At 70.6% G+C, this 24,545-nt stretch carries 24 protein-coding genes; 16 read left to right on the top strand and 8 right to left on the bottom strand.

What is annotated here, in order from left to right:
• Positions 1-3 precede the first annotated feature (3 nt).
• The 3 genes from ACQ3HE_RS16725 (at position 4) to ACQ3HE_RS16715 (ending at position 1,356) form a co-directional block, all read left to right on the top strand.
• Complete coding sequence (locus tag ACQ3HE_RS16725; RefSeq protein WP_064294907.1) at positions 4-351, top strand: hypothetical protein; 348 nt, start codon at positions 4-6, stop codon at positions 349-351.
• A 192-nt stretch (positions 352-543) separates the two neighbouring features.
• Positions 544-954, top strand: a complete 411-nt coding sequence (locus ACQ3HE_RS16720; RefSeq protein WP_430893530.1) for a DUF4190 domain-containing protein — start codon at positions 544-546, stop codon at positions 952-954.
• Positions 955-1,065: 111 nt separating this feature from the next.
• A complete protein-coding gene (locus ACQ3HE_RS16715; RefSeq protein WP_086475193.1) occupies positions 1,066-1,356 on the top strand; it encodes a hypothetical protein in 291 nt (96 codons plus the stop codon).
• A 451-nt stretch (positions 1,357-1,807) separates the two neighbouring features.
• Here ACQ3HE_RS16715 and ACQ3HE_RS16710 read toward each other — a convergent pair whose 3' ends face one another.
• The 6 genes from ACQ3HE_RS16710 to ACQ3HE_RS16685 form a co-directional block, all read right to left on the bottom strand.
• The gene (locus tag ACQ3HE_RS16710) at positions 1,808-2,824 is read right to left on the bottom strand and encodes an MDR family oxidoreductase (RefSeq protein ID WP_430893529.1); all 1,017 of its coding nucleotides are present in this window, start codon (positions 2,822-2,824) and stop codon (positions 1,808-1,810) included.
• Positions 2,825-2,926: 102 nt separating this feature from the next.
• A complete protein-coding gene (locus ACQ3HE_RS16705) occupies positions 2,927-3,751 on the bottom strand; it encodes an ABC transporter permease subunit (RefSeq protein ID WP_079706366.1) in 825 nt (274 codons plus the stop codon).
• Positions 3,748-4,653 (bottom strand): ATP-binding cassette domain-containing protein, encoded by a 906-nt coding sequence (locus ACQ3HE_RS16700; protein WP_086475196.1) that lies wholly within the window; start codon positions 4,651-4,653, stop codon positions 3,748-3,750. Before ACQ3HE_RS16700 ends, ACQ3HE_RS16705 begins: the two co-directional genes overlap by 4 nt.
• 214 nt (positions 4,654-4,867) lie before the next feature.
• Positions 4,868-5,821, bottom strand: coding sequence for an L-lactate dehydrogenase (locus ACQ3HE_RS16695; RefSeq protein WP_430893528.1), 954 nt, complete (start codon positions 5,819-5,821; stop codon positions 4,868-4,870).
• Between the two features lie 183 nt (positions 5,822-6,004).
• Positions 6,005-6,478, bottom strand: a complete 474-nt coding sequence (locus ACQ3HE_RS16690) for an SRPBCC family protein (RefSeq protein WP_430893527.1) — start codon at positions 6,476-6,478, stop codon at positions 6,005-6,007.
• 12 nt (positions 6,479-6,490) lie between these two features.
• Positions 6,491-7,474 carry a tRNA uridine(34) hydroxylase gene (locus ACQ3HE_RS16685; RefSeq protein ID WP_430893526.1) on the bottom strand — a complete coding sequence of 328 codons (984 nt, stop codon included), beginning with the start codon at positions 7,472-7,474 and terminating at the stop codon, positions 6,491-6,493.
• 150 nt (positions 7,475-7,624) lie between these two features.
• Between ACQ3HE_RS16685 and ACQ3HE_RS16680 the strand changes: the two genes are divergently transcribed.
• The 5 genes from ACQ3HE_RS16680 to ACQ3HE_RS16660 all read left to right on the top strand — a co-directional run bounded on the left by ACQ3HE_RS16680 (position 7,625) and on the right by ACQ3HE_RS16660 (position 11,765).
• Positions 7,625-8,806, top strand: coding sequence for a thiolase family protein (locus tag ACQ3HE_RS16680; RefSeq protein WP_430893525.1), 1,182 nt, complete (start codon positions 7,625-7,627; stop codon positions 8,804-8,806).
• Between the two features lie 33 nt (positions 8,807-8,839).
• Positions 8,840-9,619: a 3-hydroxyacyl-CoA dehydrogenase gene (locus ACQ3HE_RS16675; RefSeq protein ID WP_411557125.1), complete on the top strand. Its 780-nt coding sequence runs from the start codon at positions 8,840-8,842 to the stop codon at positions 9,617-9,619.
• 49 nt (positions 9,620-9,668) lie between these two features.
• Positions 9,669-10,493 (top strand): enoyl-CoA hydratase/isomerase family protein, encoded by an 825-nt coding sequence (locus ACQ3HE_RS16670; RefSeq protein ID WP_430893524.1) that lies wholly within the window; start codon positions 9,669-9,671, stop codon positions 10,491-10,493.
• Positions 10,490-11,314, top strand: a complete 825-nt coding sequence (locus ACQ3HE_RS16665; protein WP_064294896.1) for an SDR family oxidoreductase — start codon at positions 10,490-10,492, stop codon at positions 11,312-11,314. Before ACQ3HE_RS16670 ends, ACQ3HE_RS16665 begins: the two co-directional genes overlap by 4 nt.
• A 118-nt stretch (positions 11,315-11,432) precedes the next feature.
• Positions 11,433-11,765 carry a helix-turn-helix domain-containing protein gene (locus ACQ3HE_RS16660; RefSeq protein ID WP_159876209.1) on the top strand — a complete coding sequence of 111 codons (333 nt, stop codon included), beginning with the start codon at positions 11,433-11,435 and terminating at the stop codon, positions 11,763-11,765.
• A gap of 85 nt (positions 11,766-11,850) precedes the next feature.
• Here ACQ3HE_RS16660 and ACQ3HE_RS16655 read toward each other — a convergent pair whose 3' ends face one another.
• Positions 11,851-12,312: a hypothetical protein gene (locus tag ACQ3HE_RS16655; RefSeq protein ID WP_430893523.1), complete on the bottom strand. Its 462-nt coding sequence runs from the start codon at positions 12,310-12,312 to the stop codon at positions 11,851-11,853.
• Between the two features lie 270 nt (positions 12,313-12,582).
• Here ACQ3HE_RS16655 and ACQ3HE_RS16650 point away from each other — a divergent pair, with 270 nt between their 5' ends.
• From ACQ3HE_RS16650 to ACQ3HE_RS16615, 8 genes are all read left to right on the top strand, one after another.
• Entirely contained in the window at positions 12,583-14,106 is a 1,524-nt protein-coding gene (locus tag ACQ3HE_RS16650) for an MmgE/PrpD family protein (RefSeq protein WP_430893522.1), read from the top strand.
• A 31-nt stretch (positions 14,107-14,137) separates the two neighbouring features.
• The gene (gene prpB, locus ACQ3HE_RS16645; protein ID WP_064294892.1) at positions 14,138-15,037 is read left to right on the top strand and encodes a methylisocitrate lyase; all 900 of its coding nucleotides are present in this window, start codon (positions 14,138-14,140) and stop codon (positions 15,035-15,037) included.
• A 124-nt stretch (positions 15,038-15,161) separates the two neighbouring features.
• Positions 15,162-16,286, top strand: coding sequence for a bifunctional 2-methylcitrate synthase/citrate synthase (locus ACQ3HE_RS16640; protein ID WP_430893521.1), 1,125 nt, complete (start codon positions 15,162-15,164; stop codon positions 16,284-16,286).
• A gap of 68 nt (positions 16,287-16,354) precedes the next feature.
• Positions 16,355-18,181 carry an Ig-like domain-containing protein gene (locus tag ACQ3HE_RS16635; protein WP_430893520.1) on the top strand — a complete coding sequence of 609 codons (1,827 nt, stop codon included), beginning with the start codon at positions 16,355-16,357 and terminating at the stop codon, positions 18,179-18,181.
• An 84-nt stretch (positions 18,182-18,265) separates the two neighbouring features.
• The gene (locus ACQ3HE_RS16630) at positions 18,266-18,700 is read left to right on the top strand and encodes a hypothetical protein (RefSeq protein WP_430893519.1); all 435 of its coding nucleotides are present in this window, start codon (positions 18,266-18,268) and stop codon (positions 18,698-18,700) included.
• 124 nt (positions 18,701-18,824) lie between these two features.
• Entirely contained in the window at positions 18,825-19,376 is a 552-nt protein-coding gene (locus ACQ3HE_RS16625) for an acyl-CoA thioesterase (RefSeq protein ID WP_430893518.1), read from the top strand.
• 148 nt (positions 19,377-19,524) lie between these two features.
• On the top strand, positions 19,525-21,474 hold the full coding sequence (locus tag ACQ3HE_RS16620; RefSeq protein ID WP_430893517.1) for a hypothetical protein: 1,950 nt from the start codon (positions 19,525-19,527) through the stop codon (positions 21,472-21,474).
• Positions 21,475-21,562: 88 nt separating this feature from the next.
• Positions 21,563-22,558 carry a DNA-3-methyladenine glycosylase family protein gene (locus ACQ3HE_RS16615; protein WP_430893516.1) on the top strand — a complete coding sequence of 332 codons (996 nt, stop codon included), beginning with the start codon at positions 21,563-21,565 and terminating at the stop codon, positions 22,556-22,558.
• A gap of 29 nt (positions 22,559-22,587) precedes the next feature.
• On the opposite strand, the gene ACQ3HE_RS16610 is transcribed toward ACQ3HE_RS16615, so the two are convergent.
• Positions 22,588-24,375: a phytoene desaturase family protein gene (locus tag ACQ3HE_RS16610; RefSeq protein ID WP_430893515.1), complete on the bottom strand. Its 1,788-nt coding sequence runs from the start codon at positions 24,373-24,375 to the stop codon at positions 22,588-22,590.
• Positions 24,376-24,545: the final 170 nt, after the last annotated feature.

Below are 24,545 nucleotides of genomic sequence, written 5' to 3'. Positions count from 1 at the left end.
GGCATGGCCTCCTTGCGTCTGCACCCCGACCGACTGGAGATCGAGCTGTCCGCGTACGACAAGGCGCTCTCGCTGCGTCGGAGCAACGTCGTCGTGCCACGGTCGAGCATCCGTTCCGCCACCATCACCGACGACCCGTGGATCTGGGTCCGGGGCATCCGTGCGCCGGGCACCGCGATCCCGTTGACGCTCGCCATCGGCCAGTGGAAGTTCCACGGTGGTATGGACTTCCTGGTGATCAAGGGCACCAAACCGTCGGTTGTCATCGATCTCGAAGACGCGGAGTACTCGCGGCTCATCATCACGACCCGTCGCAGCGCCGAGCTCATCGCCGCCCTCGACCTGCACTAGGACGAGCTGCCGGGCGCACGGCGGTCTCGGCCGGATCCGGATCGTGGGCGAGGGCGCGGTGTCCGCGCATCCTGGCGCTGATCAGGGCCGTACGCAATCATTTGCCTCGAACAGGGCACAAAACGACGTCTGACCGGTATTCTGGGCCCGCTCGAACCTCCGTAGATCCGCCTGTTCGAAAGGACCACAGCCATGTCGACTCCTCCTCCCGGTGAATACCCCGGCCAGCCGCCGCAGGCTCCCCAGGCGCCGCAGCCCCCGAAGGACCAGTACGGCGCGGCTCCCGCGTACTCCGGCGGCGCAGCTCCCTCCGGCGACGCGACCGCCGGCAAGACGCTCGGCATCGTCGGCCTGATCCTCGCGTTCCTCGCCCCGCCGATCGGCCTCATCCTCAGCATCGTCGCCCTGGTGCAGTCGAAGAACGCGGGTGTCAAGAACACGCTGGCGAAGGTCGGTCTCATCCTGTCGATCGTCTTCATCGTGCTGGCGATCATCGCGACCATCGCGGGTATCGCGATCGGTGCTGCGGCGTTCAACGAGGCGTGCGCCTCCCTCGGGAGCGGTGTCCACACCGACGGCACGACCACCATCACCTGCCCGTAAGGCCGTGACATCCGGTCGATTGGGGAGTTGTCCCCATCGCCTGTCGGGTACCTAACCCACTACTGTTGGCTCGCGCCCGTGGCGCATCTACCATCCTCGAGAGGAACCATCATGACCAACGCACCCCAGTACAACGCCCCGAAGCAGCCCGGCGCGGCCCTGCCCGCCGACTACCCGGGCAAGACGCTCGGCCTCGTCGGCCTCATCCTCGCCATCGTCGTGCCGCTCGTCGGCCTGATCATCAGCCTCGTCGCGCAGAAGCAGTCCAAGGACGCCGGCTACCCGAACCAGCTCGCCAAGATCGGTGTCATCATCGGCATCATCCTCGTCGTGCTCGGCATCATCGGCGGCATCTTCTACGCCGTCGCGCTCGGTTCGGTCATGTCGACCGCCGGCTACTGAGTCTCAGCAGTTCCGTCGGCAGCGGCCGGTCGCCTTCGGGCACCGGCCGCTGTCGCGTTCCTGGAGCGCTGGGCGGTGTCCCTGTCTCAGGGCTCGGCCGGTGTGTCGCCGGGGTGGGTGCGCGCCGCGCCGCAACTCTCCTGAGTTCGGTAGTGCCGGTTCGGTAGTGTCCCTGTCTCAGGAGTCGGCCGGTGTGTCGCGGGGGTGGGCGTGCGCCGCGCCGCAACTCTCCTGAGTTGGGGACGGCGGGTCGGGTGATGTCCCTGTCTCAGGGCTCGGCCGGTGTGTCGCGGGGGTGAGCGTGCGCCGCGCCGCAACTCTCCTGAGTTGGGGACGGCGGGTCGGGTGATGTCCCTGTCTCAGGGCTCGGCCGGTGGGTCGCCCGGGTGGGCGTGCGCCGCGCCGCAACTCTCCTGAGTTAGGGACGGCGGGGCCTGTTCCTTGGGCCCGATCAGGCGCGGACGTCGACGACGATCCGACCGTGGACCGAGCCTGCGAGGACCCGCTCCGCCGCATCCGTCGCCTCGGTGAGGGAGACCGTCTCGGTCAGGGTGTCGAGCACGTCGAGGTCGAGCGCGGTGGTCGCGCGCTCCCAGGCGGCCTGCCGCAGGGGGAGCGGTGCCTCGACGGAGTTCACGCCCGCGAGCGTGACCCCGCGCAGGATGAACGGCATGACCGACGTCGGGAGGTCGGACCCGCCGGCGAGCCCACAGGCGGCGACCGTCCCGCCGTACTCGACCTGCGACAGGACCGTCGCGAGCGTCTGACCGCCGACGGAGTCGACGGCTCCCGCCCAGCGCTGGCTGCCGAGTGGGCGGCCGGTCTCGGCGAACTCGGCACGGTCGACGATCGACGTCGCTCCGAGCCGCCGCAGGGCGTCACCCAGCTCGTCGACCCGCCCGGTCGAGGCGGCGACCTCGAAGCCGGCGGCGGCCAGCAGTGCGATCGCGATGCTTCCGACCCCTCCGCCGGCTCCCGTGACGACCACGGGGAGCCCGGCGACGCGCACGGCGCCGGAGGTCGCGCTGCCGTGCTCGAGCGCGAGCACAGCGAGGGCGGCGGTGTACCCGGCGGTGCCGATCGCGGCGGCCTGTGCGCTCGAGACGTGGTCGGGGACGCGGACGAGCGCGTCGGACCGCACCTTCGCACGCTCGGAGAGCCCGCCGTACCGGGTCTCACTCAGGCCGTCGCCGAACAGGGCCACGCGGTCGCCGGCGCTCCAAGCGGGATCACTCGACGCCGCGACGACGCCCACGAGGTCGATGCCCGCGACCATCGGGAACGACCGCACCACGCCCGGCTTCCCGGTGACGACGAGGGCGTCCTTGTAGTTGATGCTCGAGTACTCGACGTCGACGGTGACGGCGGCGTCGGGCAGCGAGGCGTCGGGGAGGTCGCGGAGGTCGACCGTCCGGGTGGGTTTGCCACCCTCGTGCTCGACCTGCTCGACGAGGTATGCGCGGCCCATGGTGCTCCTGTCTCCGGTGCGGTGACCGGTCGGTGGCTGTCCGTCGAGCCTACGCCTCGCCGGCGAGAGGCTGGCTGGCTTGAGCCATCGCGCCCGCCGTGCCTAGGTGACGTCGCGGCGCCAGGTCGTGGCGTAGCCGATGAGCGCGACGACGACCCCGATGCCGAGGAGGACGAGTCCGCCCTGCCACCAGGTCAGCGCGTCCTGCTGAGCGGACATCATCGAGTAGAAGCTCGGTCCGACGAGCGCGTCCGTCGCAGCACCCGGCAGGAACCGGCCGATGGACGCGGTGACCTCGGAGAATGAGGAGGCCAGGCGCAGCAGCGGCTCGACGAACTGCGTGAAGGCCAGCACGACGATGATCGCGCCCACCTGGCTCGGCAGCACCGCCCCGAGACCGACGCCGATCGCACCCCACAGGGCCATCGCGAGTACCGCACGGCCGATGAGCGCCCAGGTGTCGGGGTCGGTCAGCATCGGATCGATGCCGCTGATGGCCAGGGCGCCGCCGCCGAGACCGACGGACGCGACCAGCGCGATCACGCCGTACAGCGCGCCGACCCCGGTCAGTGCCAGGACCTTGCCGACGAGGACGTGGCCGCGGTTCGGGTTGGCGAGGAACGTCGGCGTCAGGCTCTGATGCCGGAACTCGCCGGTCGTGGCGAGCGCACCGAGCAGGACGGGGAAGACGTACCCGATGCTCGTCGCGAAGCCGTAGATGAGACCGGGTTGGGTGAGCATCTCGCTCGTCGCCTGCGCCCCGGCCCCGCTGGACTCGGCCGCGCCCGGGATGTTGGCGAAGAGGAGCGCCGCCCCGGCCGCGGCGAACCCGACGTACACGAACAGGATGAGCGCGAGGCCCCACCACACGCGGGTGGTGAACACCTTGAGGAACTCGGAGCGGATGGCTGCCAGTAGTGAGGTCATGCGTGGTCCTCCCCACCGCTGACGAGCGCGAGGAACGAATCCTCGAGCCCTGATCGATGCCGCGACAACGCACTGAGCGGAATGCCGGCGGCGAGCGCGACCCGGCCGATGTCGATCGCCTCCACATCGTGCACGACGAGCCCCGCGCGGGCCTGGTCGAAGGTGTACCCCGCGGCGGTCAGCGCCGTGGCGAGCCGCTCGTGCTCCGGGGAGTTCACGACGACGCGGAGGGTGTCGGCGGCGTCGAGGCTCGCGAGGGTGCCCACGTGCGCGAGCCGCCCCTTCGCGATGATCACGACCTCGTCGACGGACTGCTGCACCTCGCTGAGCAGGTGCGAGCTGATGAGGACGGTCCGACCCTCGGCCGCGAGTGCGGTGAGGAAGCCGCGGATCCACTTGATCCCCTCGGGGTCGAGCCCGTTGATCGGTTCGTCGAGGACGAGGACGCCGGGGTCGCCGAGGAGCGCGGTCGCGAGGCCGAGCCGTTGTCGCATGCCGAGTGAGTACCCTGCGACGCGTCGGTCGGCGACCTCGAGCAGCCCGACCTGCGCGAGCACGACGTCCACCCGGCTCGCGGGCAGACGCGCTGCCGAGGCGTGCACGCGCAGATGGTTGCGGGCGGTGCGGCCGGGGACGAAGCTCGCCGCCTCGAGAGCTGCTCCGACGGTCGCTGCTGGGACCGGCAGCTTGGCGTAGGGGACACCGCCGAAGGTCGCCCTCCCCGACGTCGGTTGCACGAGGCCGAGCAGCATGCGCAGGGTCGTCGTCTTCCCGGCGCCGTTCGGGCCGAGGAAGCCGGTGACCTTGCCCGGTTCCACGTGGAACGTCAAGTCGTCGACCGCCTGCACCGCCCCGAAGGATTTCGAGAGTCCATCGAACTCGATCGTCACGCCAGCGGTCATCCGGTGCCTCCCCAGGGGCGCGGCCGGATCCGCGCCTCGTCCTGCAACGCTATCGGGGCCGACACCGGTTGCGCATCGGCCGCTCGGGGGAGATCCCGGTGAAGGCGCCGGTGGCCCCGTCTCAGGAGATCCCCGGCGTGGCGTGGGCGCATCGGGGCGGCGCGCCGCACCTCTCCTGAGACAGGGACGGCGGAGCCGAGGAGGAGGTCGGCTGCTACAGCCCGAGCGAGTCGAGCGACGCGCGGACTGCAGCGGCCGAGTCGGCGAACTGCTGTTCCTCGCGGGGCGACATCGCGACCTCGACCACCGACCGCACGCCCGAGCGGTCGACGATGCTCGGCACCGACAGGGCGACCCCGCTGACGCCGTGGTACCCGTCGAGCACGGTGCTCACCGGCAGGATCGCGTGCTCGTCGCCGAGGATGGCCTCGACGATCCGTGCCCCGGAGAGCCCGATCGCGTAGTTCGTCGCGCCTTTGCCTTCGATGACGCGATAGGCGGCCGTCCGGACGTCGGTCGCGATCTCGTCGAGCTGCTGCTCCGTGAAGCGCGACCCGTCGGGCAACTCCCAGTCGAGGATCGGGACGGGGCCGATGGTCGCCTGCGACCACAGCGGCAGTTCGCTGTCGCCGTGCTCGCCGACGATGAGTGCGTGCACCGCCGAGGTCGCGACACCCGCGCGCTCGGCCAGCAACCAGCGCAGCCGGGAGGTGTCGAGGACGGTGCCGGAGGAGAAGACGCGTTCGCGCGGCAGCCCCGTGATCTGCTGGGCGGCGACGGTGAGGACGTCGCACGGGTTCGTGACGATCATGTAGACGGCGTCCGGTGCCTGCTCGACGAGTTTCGGGAGCAGCTGCTCGAGGATGCGGATGTTCGTGCCAGCGAGGTCGAGTCGGGTCTGGCCGGGTTCCTGCTTCGCGCCGGCCGTGATCACGACGACGTCCGCATCGGCGACGACCGAGATGTCGTCACCGCCCGTGATGCTGCTCGACCCGGTGAATTGCGTCCCATGGGCGAGGTCGAGGGCCTCGGCCGAGGCCCGCTTGCCGTCGATGTCGTATAGCGCCACCCGCCGGGCGCTGCCGCGGATGAGCGAGGCGTAGGCGAGGGATGAACCGACGCTCCCCGCCCCGATGATGGCCAGTTTCGACTTCGTGCGAGCACCCATGGCTCCATCTTGGCAGGGGCGGATGTGCGCGGTCAGGGCGCGGCACGACGGGTGTCGGGTTATCTCGATGTCGAGGTATCCGCCCTTCGACAGGCTCAGGGACCGAATCGCCGCCCTTCGACACTTCGACAGGCTCAGTGACCGGACCGCCGCACCCTCCGGTCACTGAGCCGCACCTATCGGTCACTGAGCTTGTCGAAGTGCCTCCGCCAACCACCGGTTCCGCGACTCGATGAGCCGTCGCAGGTGCCGGGTGAGCGCGACGTGTTCGGCCACCACCCCGAGCGGACCGAACGGCGCCGAGAACGTGACGTCGTCGAGCATGATGGTCCGCGCCGTCCGCATCGGGCGCTCGAGCGGTTCGAAGAGGTGGACGTGGCGGAGCGTCCGGAACGGACCGGACACCTGTTCATCGGTGAACCGGTGGGGTTCCTCGAACGCGGTGATCCGACTCGTCATCGTCCACGGCACGCCGAAGTGCCGCGCGCGCCAGGTGACCGACTCACCCGGCCCGATCAGGCCGGAGGTCACCCCGCCGACCGCCCGTTCGCCCGTGTCGGCCATCGAGCCGAGGTGGGCGTCGATCGACCGCGAGAGGTCGAAGGCCTGCTCCATCGTCCCGTCGAGTTCGGTGCGGAGGATGAAGTGGGCGGTCATGGCGTCGGCGGCTCAGGCGGACTGGCCGGTGCGAGTGGTGGGGGAGACGTCGGCCCCCGCGTGCACGGCGCATCGCGGGCCGCCGTCGGGTCCGTCCGCGTGCGCCTCGCACACGACCAACTGCGTCTTGCAGGAGGGGTCGGCGCAGTTCTGCAGGTGCTTCGTCGACGCGTCGCAGACGACGCAGTGACCGATGACGGCCGCATGATCGCTGAACTCGAGCGAGCCCCGTTTGTCGAACACGTACAGGGAGCCCTGCCAGAGGCCGTCGTCACCGAACTGCTCGCCGTACCGGACGATGCCGCCGTCGAGCTGGTACACCTCGCCGAACCCTCGCGATCGCATGAGTCCCGAGAGCACCTCGCAGCGGATGCCGCCCGTGCAGTAGGTGACGACCGGCTTGTCCTTGAGGTGGTCGTACTTCCCGCTGTCGAGTTCGGCGACGAAGTCCCGGGTGGTCGCGACGTCGGGCACGACCGCACCGGCGAACCGCCCGATCTCGGCCTCGAAGGCGTTCCGGCCGTCGAAGAACACGACGTCGTCGCCGCGCTCCGCGACGAGCTCGTGCAGTTCCGTCGGCTGCAGGTGCACCCCGCCGCCTGTGACGCCGTGCTCGTCCACCACGAGCTCACCGGGGGCGCCGAAGGACACGATCTCCTCGCGCACCTTCACGCTGAGCTTCGGGAAGTCGCTGCTCCGACGCCAGGGCGCGGGACGGTGCCTGGCCGTGCGCACGCGGTCGTCCTCGTCGAAGCCCGAGCCGTCGCTCCATTTCACGTCGAGGTCATGGAACGCGGGGTGCTCCTTCGTCTTCCGGACGTAGAGCTTGCAGGCGTCGAGCTCGCCGCCGACGGTGCCGTTGATGCCGTCCTTCGAGATGAGGATGCGACCACGGAGACCGAGTGACTCGCAGAGGTCGCGCTGCCACAGCCGGATCGCCTCCGGGTCCGCCAGGGGAGCGAACGAGTAGTACAGGAGGATCTTCGGGTCAGCCACCGCTCAATCGTACGTGGCGCCGACCGCGGATCGTCGGGCCGGTCCAGCGGACACGGACGTTCCGGCCCCTCGCTTGTCGAAGGGCCACAACCGCCGCCGTCGGCGCAGGCGCCAGGCCTAGGGTGGACGCAGACCTCGAAGGAGATGGCTATGCGCACTGCAGTGATCGTCGACGCGATCCGGACGCCGTCCGGCCGTGGCAAACCGGGCGGTGCGCTGAACGCCGTGCACCCGACGGACCTCCTCGCCGGCACGATCCGTGCGCTCGTGGAGCGGACCGGCATCGATCCCGCGGTCGTCGAGGACGTCTACGCCGGCTGCGTCACCCAGTCCGGCGAGCAGGGGCAGAACATCGCGCGGAACGCGGCGCTCGCCGCAGGCCTCCCGCAGGAGACGCCCGGCACCACCATCGACCGGCAGTGCGGCTCCAGCCAGCAGGCCACCACCTTCGCCGCGCAGAGCGTCATGTCGGCCGGCAACGACGTCGTCATCGCCTGCGGTGTCGAATCGATGAGTCGGGCGCCGATGGGCTCCAACGTGCAGGGGGCAGACCCCTTCGGCTCCGCCCTCCGAGCCCGCTTCCCCGAGGGCCTCGTCGGCCAGGGTGTCTCCGCCGAACTCATCGCCGCCCGCTGGAACCTCAGCCGCGAGGAGCTCGACGCCTTCGCCGCCCGCTCCCACGAGCGCGCCGCCGCGACCTGGGCGTCCGGCGGGTTCGACGGCGAGGTCGTCGCCGTCACCCTCCCCGACGGTTCCGTCGTCACGACCGACGAGACGGTCCGTGCCGGGACGACCCCCGAGGCGCTCGCCGGACTCCCCGCCGTCTTCCGCGACGAGCGGCTCGCGGCACGCTTCCCCGAGATCGCCTGGCGGATCACCCCGGGGAACGCCTCACCGCTCACCGACGGCGCCTCCGCCGCGCTCATCATGAGCGAGGTCCGGGCGCTCGAGCTGGGGCTGACGCCGCGTGCGCGCTTCGTCTCCTTCGCCGCGGTCGGGAGCGACCCGATCGAGATGCTCACCGGCATCCTCCCCGCCACCCGCCGCATCCTGGAGCGCAGCGGGCTCGACATCGACGACATCGACGCGTTCGAGGTCAACGAGGCGTTCGCGTCCGTCCCGCTCGCGTGGCAACGCGAGTTCGGGGTGGACGACGACCGGCTCAATCCGCGGGGTGGGGCGATCGCCCTCGGGCACCCGCTCGGCGCCTCCGGGACGAAGCTCCTCGCCACCCTCCTCGGCCAGCTCGAGGCGACCGGCGGCCGCTACGGGCTGCAGACGATGTGCGAGGGCGGCGGTATGGCCAACGCGACGATCATCGAGCGCCTCTGATGGGCGCGCCCACCACGTGAAGGGAACCAGCACATGGATGTGACCGGCAGTTCGGCGATCGTCACCGGCGGCGCCTCGGGACTCGGATTCGCGACCGCGACGCGGCTGGCCGGTGCCGGCGCGCGCGTCGTGCTCGTCGACCTCCCCGGTTCACCCGGGGCGGAGCGGGCCGAGGCGCTCGGCGGGTTCGCGACCTTCGTGCCCGCCGACGTCACCGACGGTGAGCAGGTGCAGGCGGCGGTCGAAGCGGCGGTGTCGCGTGGACCGCTGCGGGTCGTTGTGAACTGCGCCGGCATCGCACCACCGGCGAAGGTGCTCGGCCGCGACGGCCCGGCGGACCTCGGTGCCTTCGAACGCGTCCTGCGCGTCAACGTCCTCGGCACCTTCAACGTCATCCGGCTGACCGCCGACGCGATGCAGCACAACGATCCGGACGGTGATCCCGTCGACGGCGCAGGAGACCGCGGCGTCATCATCAACACCGCGTCCGTCGCCGCCTTCGACGGACAGATCGGCCAGCCCGCCTACGCCGCGTCCAAGGGCGCGGTGCACTCGATGACGCTGCCGATCGCCCGCGAGCTGGCGCGTTTCGGGATCCGGGTCGTGACGATCGCGCCCGGCATCATGGAGACACCCATGCTCGCCGGACTGCCCGAGGCGGCGCAGGAGTCGCTCGGGCACCAGGTGCCGTACCCGGCCCGCCTCGGCCGCCCCGACGAGTACGCCTCGCTCGCGCTGCACATCGTCGAGAACGGCTACCTCAACGGTGAGACGATCCGCCTCGACGGCGCGATCCGGATGGCGCCGAAATGACCGGCTCTCCGATGCCGACGAACCCATCCACCGACCAGGGAGCCACTCCGTGACCAGCGACGACACCATCCTCTTCGAGGTGAGCGACGGCCTCGCGCACCTCACGCTCAACCGGCCCGCGAGCCTCAACGCGATCGACGACCGTGCGGCCAGACGGTGGCGCGACCTCGCCCTCGAGATCGCGGAGCGCGACGACGTCCGGGCGGTCCTGTTCGACGCCAACGGTCCGGCGTTCTGCGCGGGTGGCGACGTCCTCGCGATGTCGCGGATGGGTGACGGCAGCGAGGGATCGACGGGCGCCTTCGTCACCGAGCTCGCCGACATCATCCACGAGGGCCACCGGACGCTGCAGTCGGTCGCGAAGCCGATCGTCGCCGCCGTCCAGGGGGCTGTCGCGGGCGGTGGGCTGGGGTTCATGTTCGTCGCCGACGTGATCATCGCGTCCGACCGGGCGAAGTTCGTCAGCAAGTACGCCGACATCGGCCTCACTCCGGACTGCGGCGTGAGCACCCTGCTGCCCGAGGCGGTCGGGATGCGTCGGGCGCTCGAGCTCACGCTCGGCCCGCGGATGCTGAGCGCCGAGGAGGCGCTCGACTGGGGGCTCGTGACCGAGGTGGTCCCCGCCGAGCAGCTCGACGCCCGCGCACGCGAGGTGGCCGCGTTCTGGTTGGCCGGAGCCACGGCCGCGTTCGGTCAGGCGCGGCGGCTGCTGCGCGAGAGCGTCGGCCGCGGCTACCAGGACGCCCTCGACGACGAAGCCCGCACGATCGGCGCGGCGATCGAGACGCCCGAGTCGGTCGCGCGCGTCGCGGCGTTCGCCGCCGCGTCGGCGAAGCGCGCCGCCACCACCACCCCGAAGGAGCCCACCGCATGACCACCCTCGCCGGCAAGACCATCCTCATGTCGGGCGGCAGCCGCGGCATCGGCCTCGCGATCGCCCTGCGTGCGGCCCGCGACGGCGCGAACGTCGCGATCCTCGCCAAGACCGACACCCCCGATCCCCGCCTCGAGGGGACGATCCACACCGCAGCGGACGCGATCCGCGAGGCCGGTGGGCAGGCGCTCCCGATCCTCGGCGACGTCCGCAACGACGACGACATCACGCGGGCCGTGTTCGAGACGGCCGGTGAGTTCGGCGGCATCGACATCGTCGTCAACAACGCGAGCGTCATCAGCCTCGCTCGGACCCTCGACCTCGACGCGAAGCGGTACGACCTCATGCAGGACGTGAACGTGCGTGGGACGTTCATGCTGTCGCGGGCGGCCATCCCGATGCTGAAGGACGCGGAGAACCCGCACATCCTGTCGCTGTCACCGCCGCTCAACCTCGACCCGAAGTGGCTCGGCGCGCACACCGGCTACACACTCGCGAAGTACGGCATGTCGATGGTGACGCTCGGTCTCGCTGCCGAGTTCGGACGCGACGGCATCGCCGCGAACACGCTCTGGCCGAAGACGACGATCAAGACGGCGGCGGTCGGCAACATCCTCGGCGGCGAGGCCCTCCTGGCGAAGAGTCGCACCCCGGAGATCTACGCCGACGCGGCCTACGAGGTCCTGACGGCGTCGGCGCGTGAGCTCACGGGTCGGTCGCTCATCGTGGAGGACGTCCTCGCGGAGGCCGGGGTCACCGACCTCGCGAAGTACTCACCGGGCGTCGACGAGTCTGAGCTCTACCCCGACATCTTCCTGTAGCGGACGGCTCGCCCTGTCCGCTGACGGCAGAACGCGGGCTCCCCGAGCCTGGCCGAGCCGCGCCTACAGTGAGAGCACGCGGTCACGGAGCCCGCGCCCGCAGCCGGAAGGAGTCGCCATGTTGTACCGCGAAGCCCTCGGCGCGGCCCTGCGCACGCGTCGGCTGGCACAGGGGCGCACCCTGCAGGACGTGGCGACCGCCGCAGCCGTGTCGACGCCCTACCTGTCGGAGATCGAGCGCGGACGCAAGGACGCCTCCTCCGAGGTGGTCGTGACCATCGCCGACGCGCTCCGCACCCGCCTCGACGCGCTCATGTTCGACATCGCGGACCGCTTCGAGACCGCGGCGGCTCCGGTCGTCGTCGAGCTGCCCCTCGCCGAGGACGCGCTCGCCGACGCGACGATCACCCCGCTGCGCCCTGCGGCCGACCCGCAGCTGCTCGCCGCCTGACCCCGACCGTCGGCGATCGTCCGGACACGCTGGTTCGTCCCGTTCGCTGACGGCCAGCCGTTCGCTCGGCCCGCCGCTCGCTCCGTCAGCCGCGGGCGAGTGCCTCGAAGGTCTCGTGAAGGAGCGGCTCGGCCGTCTCCCACGTCGTGTCCGCGTCCCAGGTACCGAGGTCGGTGACCTCGGTGTGGCGGCCGGCCTGGTGCTTCGGCTCGGGATCGCCCGGGAGCCGCAGTCGCTGGGTGAACCCTCCGGTCGTCCGGTCGAAGTCGAGCACGTGGAAGGCGACGTTCCGGTTCCAGTCCTCGGACGGCCACGAGATGAAGTTCACGCGCACCCGCTCCGCGGACAGCGGCCCTTCGGCGACGTAACTGCCGGGGTGGTCCTCGCCCGGCGACAGGATGCGGTACGCACCGTTCGAGCAGTAGAGCAGCAGGGCCGGCACGAACGGCTTCTCCGCGAACAGTTCGGTGTAGTGGAGCGCCTCGGCTCGGACCACGTCGCCGAACAGGTGCAAGGTCTGTGGTGCCCCAGGGGTGTGCATCGGCACGGTCGTCTCCTTCGGTTCGTCAGCGGTCGGTATGCGTGTCACTCTGGCCGCGGCCGCCGTATGCGCGGTGTGCGCGGGCTGGGTGGATGCGGAGAACGAGGCTGGTATTCCACGGTGCCAGGAGAACAGCGCGACAGCAGGACCATTCCACGTGAAATGTCCTGTTCCCGGGCGGTTCTCCTGCTGCGGCGCCACGGACCCGCGGGCGTAGGCTGGAGGACGCGACGCCCCGCAGCACACTCGGACGGGCCGCACCCGAAAGGAACACCCGTGATCCAGCACCACTTGCGCGTCCACCGCAGTGACGAGAACCTCGCCCGCGAAGGACAGCTCGCCTGGCAGCTCGCCCGCGTCGCGACCGATCCGGTGGAGGTGACGCCCGAGGTCGTCGACATGATCATCAACCGGGTGATCGACAACGCCGCCGTCGCAGCCGCCTCGCTCACGCGCCGGCCCGTCTCCTCGGCTCGCGCCCAGGCGCTCAGCCACCCCGTCAGCACCGGCGGCGACGGTGCCACGGTGTTCGGGCCCGACCTCGCCCGCCGCGTCTCCCCGGAATGGGCGGCCTGGGCCAACGGCGTCGCCGTGCGCGAGCTCGACTTCCACGACACCTTCCTCGCCGCCGAGTACTCGCACCCGGGCGACAACATCCCGCCCATCGTCGCGGTGGCGCAGCACGTCGGCTGCACGGGCGCCGACCTCGTCCGCGGGATCGCGACCGGCTACGAGATCCAGATCGACCTCGCGAAGGCGATCAGCCTGCACCGACACAAGATCGACCACGTCGCACACCTCGGCCCGAGCGCCGCGGCCGGCATCGGCACGATGCTCGGCCTCGATCAGGCCACCATCCACCAGGCGATCGGCCAGGCACTCCACACCACGACGGCCACCCGCCAGTCGCGCAAGGGCGAGATCTCCACCTGGAAGGCGCACGCTCCCGCGTTCGCCGGCAAGATGGCGGTCGAGGCCGTCGACCGGGCGATGCGCGGCGAGACCAGCCCGTCGCCGATCTACGAGGGCGAGGACGGCGTGGTCGCCTGGCTGCTCGACGGCCCCGACGCCTCGTACGACGTCCCGTTGCCCGGCGCCGGTGAGCCGAAGCTCGCAATCCTCGACTCCTTCACGAAGGAGCACTCGGCGGAGTACCAGGCGCAGGCGTGGATCGACCTCGCCCGCAAGCTGCACCACGAGCACCCGGAAGTCCTCGCCCCCGGAGCCGTGGACCGCATCGTCCTCCACACCTCGCACCACACGCACTACGTCATCGGCTCCGGCGCGAACGACCCGCAGAAGTACGACCCGACGGCGTCGCGCGAGACGCTCGACCACTCCATCCCCTACATCGTCGCGGTGGCGCTGCAGGACGGCGCGTGGCACCACGTCGACTCCTACCGTCCCGAGCGCGCCACCCGCGCCGACACCGTCGAGCTGTGGCACCGGATCTCGACGGCGGAGGACGCTGAGTGGACGCGCCGCTACCACTCGCTGGACCCGGCGGAACAGGCGTTCGGCGGGCGCATCGAGATCACGCTCACGGACGGGTCGACCATCGTCGACGAGATCGCCGTCGCCGACGCCCACCCGCTCGGCGCCCGGCCGTTCGCGCGCGCCGACTACGTGCACAAGTTCCGCACGCTCGCCGCCGACGTCCTCGACGCGGAGGAGATCGAGCGTTTCCTCGCGCTCGCCGAACGTCTCCCAGAGCTCGACGCCGACGAGGTCAAGCAGCTGAGCATCCAGGCCGCCTCCGGGGTCCTCGCCTCGGCACCCCACCCGACCGGCCTGTTCTGATGCCGGCCGACCTCCAGAAGGGACTGTGCTGATGCTGTACAGCGAGACCACGCCTGCAGAGAAGCGCCGGCTGTTCCGCGAGCGACTCGCCACCGGTGAGCTGCTGCGCTTCCCGGGCGCGTTCAACCCGCTCTCGGCGAGGCTCATCGAGCAGAAGGGCTTCGACGGCGTCTACATCTCCGGCGCGGTGCTCTCCGCCGACCTCGGGCTGCCCGACATCGGACTGACGACCCTCACCGAGGTCGCCGGTCGCGCCAAGCAGATCGCCCGGATGACCGAGCTGCCCGCGATCGTCGACGCCGACACCGGATTCGGGGAGCCGATGAACGTCGCGCGCACCGTCCAGGAGATCGAGGACGCCGGGCTCGCCGGGCTCCACATCGAGGACCAGGTCAACCCGAAGCGCTGCGGCCACCTCGACGGCAAGCAGGTCGTCGACACCTCCACCGCGCTCGGCCGGATCCGTGCCGCCGTCGACGCCCGGCGCGATGCGAACCTGCTCATCATGGCGCGCACCGACATCGCCGCCGTCGACGGGCTCGACGCCGCGATCGACCGGGCCAAGCAGCTCGTCGACGCCGGAGCCGACGCGATCTTCCCCGAGGCGATGCGGTCGCTCGAGGAGTTCGCCGCCGTCCGCGACGCGGTCGACGTGCCGATCCTCGCCAACATGACGGAGTTCGGCAAGAGCGAGCTGTTCACGAGTCAGCAGCTCGCCGATGTGGGCGTGAACCTCGTCATCTGGCCGGTGTCGCTCCTCCGCATCGCGATGGGCGCCGCGGGTCGTGCGCTCGACACGCTGAACGACGAGGGCTCGCTCACGAGCAAGCTCGGTGAGATGCAGCACCGTGCCGACCTCTACGAACTGATCGACTACGAGGGCTACAACCGCTTCGACACTTCGGTCTTCAACTTCACCATCGACCGGTAGGCGTCCCCTCACCGGTGAACACCACCTGGGTCTCCGCTCCCCGAGCTTGTCGAGGGGCGAGCCGGGTGCCAAGCTCGACCGACGCGCGTAGGACGCGCGCAGGCAGTACGCAAAGGAGCAACGCATGACCGAAGCGACCAGCGACATCAAGAAGGGTCTCGCCGGCGTCGTCGTCGACGTGACGAGCGTCTCGAAGGTGAACCCGGAGACGAACTCGCTGCTCTACCGCGGGTATCCGGTCCAGGAGCTCGCCGAGCACTGCAGCTTCGAGCAGGTCGCGTACCTGCTCTGGAACGGCGAACTGCCCAGGGACGCCGAACTCGCGGAGTTCACTGCGTTGGAGCGGGGCCAGCGCGCGCTCGACGACAACGTCAAGGCGGCCATCGACCTCCTCCCGACGACGAGCCACCCGATGGACGCCCTCCGCACGGCCGTCAGCGTGATCGGCGCGAACGACCCGGCCGCCGAGACCAACACCGCCGAGACCAACGCGGTGAAGGCCGCGAGCCTGTACGCGAAGCTGCCCGCGATCGTCGCCTACGACCAGCGCCGCCGCCGCGGCCTCGAGCTCGTCCCGCCGCGCGACGACCTCGGCTACAGCGCGAACTTCCTCTTCATGACCTTCGGCGAAGAGGCCGATCCGGTCGTCGTCGAGGCGTTCGACGTCTCGATGATCCTCTACGCGGAGCACTCCTTCAACGCGTCGACGTTCACCGCCCGGGTCATCACCTCGACCCTCAGCGACCTGTACTCGGCGGTCACCGGTGCGATCGGCGCGCTCAAGGGCGCCCTGCACGGTGGGGCGAACGAGGCCGTCATGCACGTCTTCGACGAGATCGGGACGGCTGACCAGGCCAGCGCCTGGCTCGACGCGGCGCTCGCCGAGAAGCGCAAGATCATGGGCTTCGGACACCGGGTCTACAAGAACGGCGACTCGCGCGTGCCGACGATGCTCAAGGCGCTCGAGCGGCTCGCGGAGCACTACGGCAAGCCCGAGATCCTCGAGCTGTACACGACGCTCGAAGCGGACATGGTCGCGCGGAAGAACATCAAGCCGAACCTCGACTACCCCTCGGGCCCGGCGTACAACCTGATCGGGTTCGACACGGCCACGTTCACGCCGCTGTTCGTCGCCGCTCGGATCGTCGGGTGGACGGCGCACATCGCCGAGCAGCTGGCGTCGAACGCGCTCATCCGTCCGCTGTCCGAGTACGTCGGGCCAGACGAGCGGCACGTGCCGACCGACTGAGGACGAGTTCTCCACAGATTCGGCGGCAGCCCCCACGGCGATATTCCAGATGAGTAGCCTCGGTCCTCGTGACTGCTCTGATTCGTGCTCCGCGCTCCCTGCTCCTGCGATCCACACTCTCGGCCGTGGTCGCTGCGACCATCCTGCTCACCGCGGTGGGACTCCCGGTCCCGGCGTCCGCCGCTCCGCCCGTCGGGTCCATCGCGGACCCACAGGAGCACGACGACGCACCCGGTGACGCGTTCGGCACCGGGGACGTCCCCGGTGCGTCGGGCGCCGTGGCCCCTTCGGCAGGCACGTCGAGGGTGATCGGCAAGCTCGTCCTGCAGAACCGTTCCACCGGATCCTCGGCGTACGTCGGGCTCTCCGCGCCGGAGTCGGGTCGGAACGTCCAGCGGCTGTACTCGTCCTCGGTGGGCGGAGCAGCGTCGCTCGCGGGGACGTATTCCCTCCCTGCCGTCGGTGCGGCCGGGCCGATCACCGGCACGGGAGCCTCTTCGGCGCTCTGCCTGACGCCCGCGGGCGACGGCTCCCGGGCGCTCGTCGCAGCCCGGACGTGCACCGGTTCCCCGTCGCAGGACTTCGAGTGGCGGTACGTCTCGAACAAGTGGGTCTCCGGCTACGCCCTGTACCCGGTGTCGAGTCCGTACTCCTTGGGCGGGACCGACACCGACACCTTCGTCGAGCTCACGATGGACGCGCTCACCGACGTCGTCGTGGAGTCGCAGCTGGCCCCGATCGAGCCGTTCGAACTGCGTAGCCCGTCGATCGGTGCCACGGTGGACACACCGAACCCCACGTTCAGCGGTATCGGGCAGCCCGGATCGTCCGTCTCGATCCGCACCGACGCCCAGGTCTTGCTCGCGAGCACGAGCGTCCCCCTGGACTCGACGTCCTGGTCGGTTCCGTCGATCCGGCTCGAGCCCGGCCGCTACACGGGAACCGCGAGCCAGAGCGGAACCGGGTCGGATGTCCAGGTGCGTTTCGACTTCACGGTCCCGGCGCCGCTCGCGCCCGGCGCCTCGATCCCCACGCCGACGCTCGCCCCCGGTCAGTCCGTGGAGGTGGAGGCGACGTTCAACGCCGATGCCGGTGGTCAGCGCATCGACGTCTACCACCCGGCGAACACGCGGATCACTGCGGTCGACCACCCGGCCTTCACACTCGACGCGTTGGGCATCGGGGGTGTCTTGCCGGTCGGCGCGACCACGCTGAGGTTCACGCTGCGGGCGAACGACGACGCTCCCGTCGGCGAGGCCACGGGCGGCAAGGTCACCTACGGTTCCTCCCGCATCACGATCGCCGACTTCACGGCGAACATCGTCCGGGCGCCGGACGAGCCGATCGCCCCCTTGGTGGTCGAGTCGCCGAGGCGCGGCGAGACGATCAGTGAGACGACCCCCGTGTTCAGTGGGACCGGCGAGCCGGGGTCGCGCATCGAGATCCGTGGCGCGTGGGGCGACGTCCTCGGCTCAGTGGAGCGGGTCGACGCGAGCGGTGCGTGGTCGATCACATGGAACAAGAGCCTTTTGCCGAGCCGGTATGCCGGAGGCACCGTGAAGCAGTTCGTGGACGGGGTACCGACGCACACCTTCGTCTACGACTTCACGATCGTCCAGCCCCGACTCGTCGTCACCTCGCCGAGAGTCGGCGACACCCTCACCGGCACCAGGCCGGTGTTCACCGGTACGGCGAACCCGGGGGCGCGGGTGCGGATCACGGGCGCGTGGGGCACCGACCTCGGCTCCGCGATCGCCGACCCACGGACCGGGGAGTGGACCATCACCTGGCCGCGTGACTATCTCCCGGCGCGGTACTTCGGCGGCACCGTGACCGAGACCGTCGGCGGCAAGGTCATCGCCTCGTCCGGGTACGACTTCACCCTCACCCAGTGAGCTGACCTTGGGGCCGCCGGCCCGGTGTCGCTGCACCGGGCCGGCGGCTCTTGCCTCCCCTACCGAGCCTCCGAAGGAGCACCCATGTCCAAGCAACCCACCCTCCTCGCCGCCGCGGGCCTCGCCGTCATCGCCCTCACCGGATGCACCGACGCGGGTGCGACGTCGACGACGAGCGCGTCACCGACGGTCGCCGCCGATTCCACCACCGGTTCCGAGTACACGATCCCCGACGTCACGGGTGAGTGCGTCGACGGCACGGCGACCATCGTCGACGACAGCTCGAACGTGACCATCGACGGCGACTGTGAGAACGTCGTCGTGGAGGCCTCCAACAGCATCGTGACCGTGACGGGAGCCGTCGTGAACCTCTCGTTCAACAGCTCCATCACGCTCGTGAACGTCTCGACCGTCGACAACGTCACGTTCGTCGAGGGAGCCAACGGCAACAAGGTCGCGACCTCGTCGGCCCCGGTGGTCACCGACAGCGGGGAGGGCAACACCGTCGGCGCTGACTGACCGTTCGCGATCCGGCCCAGGTGTGTCGGACGCCACACGTCACCAGGCGTCCCAGGACCCGGGTGTTGTCGAGTCGAGACAACCGTGGTGCACGACGCCGCCCCGGCGGGATACGGTCGCATCCGTGCACCTCATCTTCCGCACCATCGCCATGTTCCTGCAGTCCCGCCGTCGAGCCCGCCGCGGCGAGCGCCTCGACACCTGGGACGTCGGTCGGATCCGGCTGCGCGTGCTGCCGACCGATCTCGACGTCCTCGGCCACATGAACAACGGTGTGTACCTGTCGATCTTCGACCTCGGCCGGTTCGACCTCCTGATCCGGAACGGACTCTGGGATCGCTTCAAGCAGCTGGGCTGGTACCCGGTGGTGTCGAGTGAGAGCATCACGTTCCGGAAGTCGCTGCAGCCCTGGCAGCGCTTCACCGTCGAGACCCGGGTGACGGGCTATGACGACAAGGGCGTGTTCATCGAACACCGCGTCGTCGTCGGCGGCGAGATCTACACGCAGGCCCTCGTCCGAGGGCGCTTCCTGAAGCGGTCGGGCGGCGTGGTCCCGCTCGCGGAACTCCTCGAGCTCACCGGCCCGGCTCCAGCAGAGCTCCCCGCGTGGCAGGCGCAGTGGGCGAGGGATGTCGCCCTGCCGCCTACGAAGGCACCGGCACCGAGCGACTGGTGAACCGGAAGAGTCGGTCGACATACTGGATTAAGCAACTGGAATACTTGTAGGCTGACCGCGTTCGTTCGCGAACGCTCCGCCGGTGCGTCCGGACGGCCCTCCCTCGGGTCGTCTCGGGCGCACCCTTGCGAAAGGTCGCCCATCGCCCATGAAACTCCCCATCCCCATCGCCATCGTGAGTCTGCTCGGCATGACGGTGAGTCTGCTCACCGGTCCGGCCGCCCGAGCCGCCGGGCCGGCGCCTGACACGACCCCGGCGGTGTCCTCGGTCGAGGGCAGGTTCGTCGGCCAGGCGTTCCCCTCCGGCTCGGACGCCTTCTTCGCGGTCGGTGGCTCGACGGACGTCCTGAACCCGGCCAGAGTGACGCTGCACGCCACGCTCGACCAGGCGCTCGCCGCATCCGGCCGCTGGACGTTCCCGTCGGTGGATGCGTCCGGTCCGGTCACGACCACGGTCGGAGGCGTCACGAGGTGCCTCCAGCCTGATCCGTCGCAGGCCTACAAGTACGTGTACCCGGCGGTCTGCACCGGCTCGACCGCGCAGCAATGGGGCTGGGAGGAGTTCGCGAACGACCGTGTCAGCGGATACGGCCTCGTCTCGAACGGCGGAGCAGGTGGCTTCCTCCGTCAGTTCGACGGCAGGCTGGCCGTGGGCGGGTTCGGCTCGGTCGTGGATGCCGACCGGGTCACCCCGGAGGGACTCGATCCCGTCCCCGTCGCCACCCCGGTCACCCTCGAAGCGCCGACGCCCGGTTCCGTCGTCCGGGAGCCACGTCCCATGTTCAGCGGGCGAGGCACGCCCGATGCGGTCGTCGAGGTCCTCGACTCCTCCGGCGGACCAATCGCCGCGGCGACCGTCACCGCAGAGGGCACCTGGTCTGCCGTTCCGACCCGCGATCTCGCGCCCGGAGCGCAGTCCGGCACCGTTCGTCAACGCTCTGACGACTCGACCGCGAACTGGTCGCTGACCTACCTCGTCGTCACAGCGGTGACGGTCAGAACGCCCGCACTCGACGCCACGGTGGACGATCCGCGTCCGGTGTTCTCCGGTCTCGGAGAACCGGGCGCGCGGGTGACCGTCCTCGAGGACGCGACGGGTGTGACACTGGTCGATGTCGAGGTGGATGACACCGGCGCCTGGAGTCAGCAGTCACTCCGGACGCTCGAGCCGCGCGCGTACACCGCGACCGCGACGCAGGTCTTCGGGGAGCAGCGCACCACGGCACCGCTCCGGTTCACCTATCGGGAGCCCACGCCCGAGCCGGGCCCGGTCGAGGACGTCACCCTGCTCTCGCCCGCCATCGGGGAGACCGTCGAGACCGCAGACCCGGTGTTCAGCGGTCGTGGAGAGCCGGGCGCGACCATCCGGGTGATCGGTGCCTGGGGTACGGAGATCGCTGCAGCCGAGGTCGGAGACGACCATCGTTGGGCGGCACCGATCAACAAGAGCCTGACCCCGGGTCGGTACAGCGGTGGCTCCGTGCGCCAGGAGATCGACGGCGTCGAGCAGTCTCGCGCGCCGTACGACTTCACCGTGGCAGCCCGCGCCGTCGTCGCCCCGCTCGTCCTGGAATCGCCCGCGACCGGTGGCGTCATCGGTTCGTCCGTGCCCGAGTTCAGCGGCACGGCACAGCCTGGCGCGAGGCTCGAGATCTGGAGCGCCTGGGGCGATCTCGTCGGCACCATCGAGGCCGTGGCGGCGAGTGGGCGTTGGACGATCACCTGGAACAAGTCGCTGCTCCCCGCCCGGTACGCCGGTGGCACCGTCCGACAGATCGTCGGCGGTGTCGAGACGCACCGCAGCGCGTACGACTTCACGGTCGCAGCGCCGCTCAGGGTGACGTCGCCGAGGATCGGCGACACCCTCACCGGTACGCGGCCCGTGTTCACCGGCACGGCGACACCGCTGGCCGACATCGAGATCATCGGAGCCTGGGGCACCCGACTCGGGACGACGAAGGCCGATTCCTCGGGCTCGTGGACCGTCGAATGGAGTCGGGACTACCTCCCAGGCCGCTACCAGGGCGGACGCGTCGAGCAACGCGTGAACGGAACGTTCATCGATCAGGCCGGGTATGACTTCCGCCTGGTGCGATAGCGGATCGGCGGCGGTCGGGGCGTCTTCGCGATCCTCGGCCGTCGTCGGCGTCGCCGGATGTCGGTGGTCACCACGTAGGGTGACCACCATGTCCGCCTCCGCATCGTTCGCCGCTCCATCGCTGTCGTCCGTCGAGGCCGCGTTGCAGCCGACCGGACCGGTGCCGCGCGAGGCGGAGCCGATGCGGACGGTGTACCGCCCGAGCGGTCCACTCGACGTCCACAGCACCCTGCGCCTCATCGCCCGGGGCGGCGACGGCCCCTGCTACCGCCGCACGCCTGGCGGAATCTGGCTGACGGCACGCACCCCACAGGGCGGCGCGACCCTGTACGTCTCGACGGTCCGCGACGGCGAGGTCGAGGCGGCCGCCTGGGGTCCGGGAGCCGAGTGGATGATCGCCGGCGTGCCGGAGCTGCTCGGTCGGGACGATGACTGGTCGGAACTCGACGTAAGCCGGAGCCCGCTGCTCACCGAGGTGTCCCGGCGGAACCCGGGACTGCGGTTGAGCCGCAACCGGCTCGTGTTCGAGATGCTCGTGCCGTCGATCCTCGAGCAGAAGGTGACCGCCCTCGAAGCGTGGCGTGCGTGGCGGTTGCTCGTGCGTCGGCACGGTGATGCCGCCCCTGGTCCAGCCCCGGAGGGCATGGTCGTCGCGCCGTCTGCCGAGACCTGGCGGATGATCCCGAGCTGGGAGTGGCATACGGCGGGTGTCGGGCCGCAGCGGTCGGAGACGGTCGTGCGGTCGTCACGGCTCGCCTCCGCGATCGAGCGGACGATCGACGAGCACCCCGACGACGCGTCGCGGCGCCTCCAGAGCCTGCCGGGCATCGGCGTGTGGACGGCCGCCGAGGTGACGCTCCGAGCTCACGGCGATCCCGACGCCGTGAGTGTCGGCGACTACCACCTCGCGGCCTCGGTGGGTCAGGCGCTCACCGGCTCACCCGTGGACGACGACGGCATGCTCGAGCTGCTCGCTCCTTGGGCTGGTCACCGGCAGCGGGTGCTACGGCTCATCGGCCGGAGTGGCATCCACAAGCCACGTCGTGGCCCGAAGATCACCATCCAGGACCACCGCCACCACTGAGCGCGGCGACGCGTTCTGCGGCGTGCAGGTCAGGCGTCCAGGACGGCCATCGCGGCGTTGTGCCCGCCGAGTCCGCTGACCGCGCCACCGCGTCGGGCCCCGGCGCCGCAGAGCAGGACGCGCGAGTGCGCCGTCGCGACGCCCCACCGCTCGGCCGCTGTCGTCCGTGGGGCGTCGTCCTCCAGGAACGGCCACGACAGCGGGCCGTGGAAGATGTTCCCGCCCGGCATCGCCAGCGAGCGCTCGAGGTCGAGCGTCGTCCGCGTCTCGATGCAGGGCCGCCCCTCGGCGTCGAGCAGCAGCAGGTCCTCGATGGGTTCCGCGATCACCGAGTCCAACGATCGCAGTACCGCGGCCTGCAGCGCGTCACGGAAGGCGTCGTGGCCGCCGGGGATCGCGTCCGCAGCGACCGCGAGCCGATGCGGCACATGGAGCCCGAACACGGTGAGCGTCTGCGCCCCCGAGGCCTGCAGCTCCGGCGACAGGATGCTGGGGTCGCTCAGCGTGTGGCAGTAGATCTCGCAGGGTAGCGGGTCGGGGATCCGGCCGGCCTCCGCCTCGAGGTAGGCGTGCTCCAGCTGGGCCCAGCCCTCGTTGATGTGGAAGGTGCCGCCGAACGCCGCCGACGGATCGACGGCCGGGTCGAGGAGCTCGGGGAGCCTCCGCAGCAACAGGTTCACCTTCACCTGGGCGCCCTCGGGATGCGGGACACTGTCCTCCGGCGCTGGCGCCGTGCCGAGGATCGCGTCGGCATCACTCCACTGCACCGGTGTCCCCCGCGCTGCCGACCACGCGGCGTACGCGGCCGCGACCGCCCGTTGCTCCGCCGCCGGGTCGAGGAGGCGCTCCAGCACAGCCGGAGCCGCACCCGACAGGATCCACTCGCCGCGGACGACGACCCCGGGGCGAGGCCGGAACCGGTCCAGCGTCGACATCGGTTCGGTCGCCTCGAGCTCCGCCTCCGCGGCGAGGTCCACGTAGGCGACGAGTCCGTGCTCCGGTTGGATGGAGGTCACCTCGGCGAGCGTCCGGATCTCGGCACCGGCCTCCTCGGCCGCGCGGCGCAGCGCGTCCGTGACCGCGCCCATGCCGCCGACCGGGACATCCCAGTCGCCCGTCCCGCCGCCGATCAGGTGGTAGAGGAAGCAGATGTTCTGCTGCAAGGTCGGGTCGTCGGCGCGGGCGAAGGTGCCGATGAGCGCATCCGTGAAGACGACACCGCGGACGAGGTCGGAACGCGCGGCGTCCTCGATGGCGCGGCCGATCGGCTCATCGAACACCGCCGACCAGATCGACGCGACCTCCCCAGCCGGTACCCCGAGGTCCGCGGCGGCGGCGATCGCCGCGTCTCGCGCATCGGAACGGCTGCGGAGCGGCTCGAGCACCGTCGGCCAGAGCACCGAGGCCAGGTGACCGATCCGACGGTGCAGTTCGGCGACACCCGCGGCGTCCTCCGGATGCCCGATGGACGCGAACGACGCGACGGTGGCGTCGTCGTCACGGTTGTCGATCAGGAGACCCGTACCGGGGCTCGCGGGGTCGGGCGTGTACGAGGAGAAGCGGCGCCGGACGAGCTGGACGTCGAGCCCGAGCTCGTGGATGATCTGCTGGGGCAGCAGGCTGACGAGGTACGAGTACCGGGACAGGCGTGCGTCCACGCCGGGGAACGGACGTTCCGAGACGGCTGCTCCACCCGTATGGTCGAGGCGCTCGAGGAGGAGGACGCGCTTGCCCGCGCGTGCGAGGTAGGCGGCGGCGGTGAGGCCGTTGTGACCGCCGCCGACGATGACGGCGTCGTACTGCTCGACGGAGTGCATGACCACACCCTATTCGCAGGCGCACTTCGACAGGCTCAGTGACCGGGGAGGGGTCTCAGCGATGTGGCGCACCGGTCCCTGAGCTTGTCGAAGGGCGGCGGCCGGGGCGGGGTCTCCGCGACATGGCCCTCCGGTCCCTGAGCTTGTCGAAGGGCGGTGACCGACCGGGG

The organism is Plantibacter auratus, assembly GCF_050587365.1.
In the GTDB taxonomy this organism is placed as follows: Bacteria; Actinomycetota; Actinomycetes; order Actinomycetales; family Microbacteriaceae; genus Plantibacter; species Plantibacter auratus.
This window is presented reverse-complemented; position numbering and strand designations above follow the sequence as displayed.

Bases quoted from the DNA above. Each gene is read 5' to 3' on its own strand.
- ACQ3HE_RS16620 (WP_430893517.1), top strand. From the start codon at position 19,525: ATGAAACTCCCCATCCCCATCGCCATCGTGAGTCTGCTCGGCATGACG.
- ACQ3HE_RS16640 (WP_430893521.1), top strand. From the start codon at position 15,162: ATGACCGAAGCGACCAGCGACATCAAGAAGGGTCTCGCCGGCGTCGTC.
- ACQ3HE_RS16695 (WP_430893528.1), bottom strand. From the start codon at position 5,821: ATGGGTGCTCGCACGAAGTCGAAACTGGCCATCATCGGGGCGGGGAGC.
- ACQ3HE_RS16615 (WP_430893516.1), top strand. From the start codon at position 21,563: ATGTCCGCCTCCGCATCGTTCGCCGCTCCATCGCTGTCGTCCGTCGAG.
- ACQ3HE_RS16710 (WP_430893529.1), bottom strand. From the start codon at position 2,824: ATGGGCCGCGCATACCTCGTCGAGCAGGTCGAGCACGAGGGTGGCAAA.
- ACQ3HE_RS16660 (WP_159876209.1), top strand. From the start codon at position 11,433: ATGTTGTACCGCGAAGCCCTCGGCGCGGCCCTGCGCACGCGTCGGCTG.
- ACQ3HE_RS16690 (WP_430893527.1), bottom strand. From the start codon at position 6,478: ATGACCGCCCACTTCATCCTCCGCACCGAACTCGACGGGACGATGGAG.
- ACQ3HE_RS16715 (WP_086475193.1), top strand. From the start codon at position 1,066: ATGACCAACGCACCCCAGTACAACGCCCCGAAGCAGCCCGGCGCGGCC.
- ACQ3HE_RS16680 (WP_430893525.1), top strand. From the start codon at position 7,625: ATGCGCACTGCAGTGATCGTCGACGCGATCCGGACGCCGTCCGGCCGT.
- ACQ3HE_RS16675 (WP_411557125.1), top strand. From the start codon at position 8,840: ATGGATGTGACCGGCAGTTCGGCGATCGTCACCGGCGGCGCCTCGGGA.
- ACQ3HE_RS16630 (WP_430893519.1), top strand. From the start codon at position 18,266: ATGTCCAAGCAACCCACCCTCCTCGCCGCCGCGGGCCTCGCCGTCATC.
- ACQ3HE_RS16610 (WP_430893515.1), bottom strand. From the start codon at position 24,375: ATGCACTCCGTCGAGCAGTACGACGCCGTCATCGTCGGCGGCGGTCAC.
- ACQ3HE_RS16720 (WP_430893530.1), top strand. From the start codon at position 544: ATGTCGACTCCTCCTCCCGGTGAATACCCCGGCCAGCCGCCGCAGGCT.
- prpB (WP_064294892.1), top strand. From the start codon at position 14,138: ATGCTGTACAGCGAGACCACGCCTGCAGAGAAGCGCCGGCTGTTCCGC.
- ACQ3HE_RS16705 (WP_079706366.1), bottom strand. From the start codon at position 3,751: ATGACCTCACTACTGGCAGCCATCCGCTCCGAGTTCCTCAAGGTGTTC.
- ACQ3HE_RS16700 (WP_086475196.1), bottom strand. From the start codon at position 4,653: ATGACCGCTGGCGTGACGATCGAGTTCGATGGACTCTCGAAATCCTTC.
- ACQ3HE_RS16665 (WP_064294896.1), top strand. From the start codon at position 10,490: ATGACCACCCTCGCCGGCAAGACCATCCTCATGTCGGGCGGCAGCCGC.
- ACQ3HE_RS16725 (WP_064294907.1), top strand. From the start codon at position 4: ATGGCCTCCTTGCGTCTGCACCCCGACCGACTGGAGATCGAGCTGTCC.